Raw genomic sequence first — 3,649 nt, forward strand, 5'->3', positions numbered from 1 at the left:
AGCTAGATTAAGATATAAAAGTTACTTGAGCAAGGGGCGAACCCCTTTGAACCCCAAAAAAAACCACAGCCGATTGATTTGGATCGGCTGTGGTTTTTTAAGAACACCCACTCAGGACTATCCCCCTAGCTGAAATTTGCTGAAAGCATCATAGATAGTTTGCAATTGATGAGTTGCTTCGCCCTTAATCGTAATCCAAGTACCTAATACTGAAAGTATATTACCCCAATCTTTTTTGCTAACAACCACATCATCTCTGTCTACGTTTAATATGGTATCCAGCTCATTGATTATATTATCTTGACACATTTTGCCTGATGGAGTCGCTACACGAACATTAGAAACAGCTATTCCTAACTCTCTAATCTTTTCTGCTGAGCTTCCAGCTTTAACATTAAGGCTGCCAAATTTATTACCATCAGACCTTTTCATGGTATAAACACTCAAGTCTATACTGTTACTTGAGTTCTCAACTTCAAGATTAACATCACCAAAAGAGTTATTGTTACTATCTTCCATGTCAAAAAGATTAAGTTTAGACATAATTATTTACTCACAAGTTAAGTTGACATCCAGTATCTAACTGCTAAATTTAGTTCCGTAAGTCTAAATTGATTCAATTCTTTTCGATATTTATCAGAGTTTACTTTCACATTTATTTTCTCAAATTTAGAATCACAAACCTTTCGTAATTTTAATACCTTCTTGCAATCATTAGCGTTTAATGAAGATACTTCCATATCATTCGAATCGCTTATATCCATTGCAACATCAAACCCTGTGCATGTTATATTTTCAAAAAAGCCACTATGGCAGCCAGTCACCTTTATTGCAGTGGTGTGCATTTTAGTCATTTCTATCCTTGTCAGTAAGGTTCTTTAAAAATAGCTCATCTGCTATATATCTAGGTGCGGTGCTTGTGATTGTCTTATCCGCTGGTCTGACTTCGCTTGTATGTCCTTGCCCCAATTCGTTGCCCTGACTGCTACCAGTTGACGGTAGTTCTCGTCTTCACTCATCTGTATGGCGTTCAACGCTTGGCGGTCTATCCAACCTTGCACTAAGTCGTTCTCTTCTTTGTTATCGCTCATTGTCTTATCTTCCCTATTGTCATTTCACTCTTAAAATCTATCTGCTTGTTCGTCATCAAGATACTCTTTCATAGGTCGTTTGGTAAACTTGCTAGGGTCTTTCTTGAGCCAAGTCGCCATGTGCGTAATCCATGCACTAGATGAGCTGTTAGCAGGATTTTGTGGCATTACTAAGTGAGCGTAATCCGATATAAATTTCTTGCTATTCACAGCTCTAGCAATCTGTTTGGAGTTATAAGGATTGCTAGCTTCTGTATCAGTCTGATTGTTTATCCAATCTATAGTATTAGGGTCACGGTTTTTTGCTACCTTCTTTTCTTTTGTCTTTTCTTTGAACTTAAAGTTAAAACCAGTAACTCTACGTCCAGTCTTCTCTTGAACATAACTCACCTTAATGTCTGTATGCTCATTAATTTGCTCTAATGCCAAATCTAAAACACGCTTTTTAAAATCATGCATTCTTGGATATTCTTCAGGTTTAATACCTAATCTATCCCTTAACTCTTCTAGGCTAATGGTCGGTACAACCTTAGCTTGTCGCCACTGAATAATCATTTCATAAAAGCGTACAGCATACATACTGGTCAAATCAGCTATTTGATTTAAAAAGTAGGTAGTGTATTGGCTCTCTAATTTACCAACCATGCTTAATATCTCTTCAGATAAGTATAAGGTCACAGTTGCTTCTTTCTCTATGTAACCAATCTTAGTTACCCACCTAGCTTTTAACCGCTCGTACAGCATATATTCTTTATTAACCAACTGGTCATAGGTGAAATAACGATTAAAAAGACGTTCAGATGCTTCTTTTAATGCTTCATAGGCAGCGTTCTTATCAACCCCATATAATTCCATATAGTCACTGGCTCTAATAGCAAATCGAGCATTTTTTGTCAGCTGAGGATTGGGAGCTATGTCAGCCAATGACGTGAATGCCATGTGAAGAACACGGTACTCAACCAGTGTCAAATTATAGTAAGCAACCGTAAGTGAATTACTTTTCTTAATTACATCTTTTTTCATTATACGACTCTTTATTTCAATGACGTTTAAACGACTATACATTAATAAGTCGTTTAAAGCACGGGAAACGTCGTCTTTAAGCACGGGAAACGTCGTCTTTAAGCACGGGAAACGTCGTCTTTAAGCACGGGAAACGTCGTCTTATAGGATGTATAAGCTATGTATACCAATGCCTACAGAGGACTTAAAGTAATTAAAGTAATTAAAGTAATTAAAGGATTAAGAGATTTTTGTTTTTTAATAATTTAACAGAGGAAAAAACATGTGCGTATAACCAAGTAAATGCTATTTAGCAGAGCTTCCAAGGTTTGAAGACAGAAGAAAAGTAACTACATTGAAATATCTCGGTCTTTATCGTGAGTTTTTGGGTCAGGTAATCTGTCAATTCTCTCTGGCTCTTTCATTAATTTGTTTTTAACCACTCGCACAGCTTCATGGTCTTTCGAATTTCTGGTTACTTTCAGTACCCAATCCACTTTAACCCTTTTAGACCTTGGTAATGTCTTATAGAAACTGTTCCATTTGTCTCTATATTCCGTTGTAACCGACCTCTGACTTGCTTCTGATAACTCCATAGCTTTTTTGCTTTCTTCCCTCTCTACAGCGATTTTACGGCTTTCTAGCTGTATCAGCTCATTAATCCTTTTAATTTCATCTTCGGTTAGACCCTTAGTAGCCACCAAGTAAGGTTCAACATGCTTTTTTAGGTCTTCGTAGCTACTTTCAGCAATCTTTTTATCTAATTTAGCTCTCTCATAATCATTCAAGATGCTCTGTGCAGCCTTAACCGTAGGTTCTACTTGGTTGATAACTGCTGATGTGACCTTTTCGCCATAGCTAGCCTTACTCTCCAGTAGTTCAGGTTTAGGTGGTTCTGCTTTGATACTGAAGTTTCGAGCGTTGTTGATGTCGTGGTAATACTCCTTGATGCTGGTATGTTTGGCTTTAGAGCCTTCCTTGCCCCTAGTTAGCCCCAAGTCAGCGACCGTATTGGCAAAATCGGTCTGCATCTTGTTTAATTTAGTCCGACCACCTAGAAACTCTTTGCAGTTGAGCTTCCCTCTTTGGTCAATGGGAACAACATAAGCGACTAAATGCGGTGTAGTTTCGTCCCTATGAAGGCTCATACCAGCGATATTTTTCTTACCATGCTTGTCATAGAGCCACTGACCAGCTCGCTCAAAAAAATCGTATTCTTTGTCTGTTCCCCAGCCTTCCCAATCAGGACTGGCAGTTATCAAATACTCAATACATAGAACAGCGTCAGACCGTCTTTTTTCAGGGAGTAAATCTTGTATTGCCTGTTTGACCGCTTCAGGGGTAGCAACAGTATGTTCATTTTCGGAGCTACGGTTAGGGTCAGCATTAGGCGTATTTATCGTCCTGTAATTGTGTGCAAGACTGCCACCAATGTTCCCCATTGTCTTTAATTTTGCAGTCCTTAAAATCGCATAGTTCATAGCCACCTTTCCCCTGTTAATTGTGTGTAGTTTTGCAAAGGTGTACTCACTACACCTTTATAACCTAATTAGCAG

Annotated in this window: 4 protein-coding genes; all 4 read right to left on the reverse strand. The window is 38.3% G+C overall.

The window, feature by feature from the left end; genetic code table 11:
• Window positions 1-117: 117 nt before the first annotated feature.
• Window positions 118-543: a hypothetical protein gene (locus tag AB8P72_RS13350; RefSeq protein ID WP_369958308.1), complete on the reverse strand. Its 426-nt coding sequence runs from the start codon at window positions 541-543 to the stop codon at window positions 118-120.
• A 17-nt stretch (window positions 544-560) separates the two neighbouring features.
• Complete coding sequence (locus tag AB8P72_RS13355; protein WP_369958309.1) at window positions 561-854, reverse strand: hypothetical protein; 294 nt, start codon at window positions 852-854, stop codon at window positions 561-563.
• Window positions 855-1,121: 267 nt separating this feature from the next.
• Window positions 1,122-2,114 (reverse strand): replication initiation protein RepM, encoded by a 993-nt coding sequence (repM, locus tag AB8P72_RS13360; RefSeq protein ID WP_181717438.1) that lies wholly within the window; start codon window positions 2,112-2,114, stop codon window positions 1,122-1,124.
• Window positions 2,115-2,443: 329 nt separating this feature from the next.
• Window positions 2,444-3,574, reverse strand: coding sequence for a MobV family relaxase (gene mobV, locus AB8P72_RS13365; protein ID WP_369958307.1), 1,131 nt, complete (start codon window positions 3,572-3,574; stop codon window positions 2,444-2,446).
• Between the last annotated feature and the right edge of the window lie 75 nt (window positions 3,575-3,649).

Origin of the sequence: Psychrobacter sp. CLB018, from assembly GCF_041222815.1 — a bacterium.
Lineage (GTDB): Bacteria > Pseudomonadota > Gammaproteobacteria > Pseudomonadales > Moraxellaceae > Psychrobacter > Psychrobacter faecalis.

Coding starts and splice junctions, on each gene's coding strand:
- AB8P72_RS13350 (WP_369958308.1), bottom strand. CDS start 543: ATGTCTAAACTTAATCTTTTTGACATGGAAGATAGTAACAATAACTCT.
- AB8P72_RS13355 (WP_369958309.1), bottom strand. CDS start 854: ATGACTAAAATGCACACCACTGCAATAAAGGTGACTGGCTGCCATAGT.
- repM (WP_181717438.1), bottom strand. CDS start 2,114: ATGAAAAAAGATGTAATTAAGAAAAGTAATTCACTTACGGTTGCTTAC.
- mobV (WP_369958307.1), bottom strand. CDS start 3,574: ATGAACTATGCGATTTTAAGGACTGCAAAATTAAAGACAATGGGGAAC.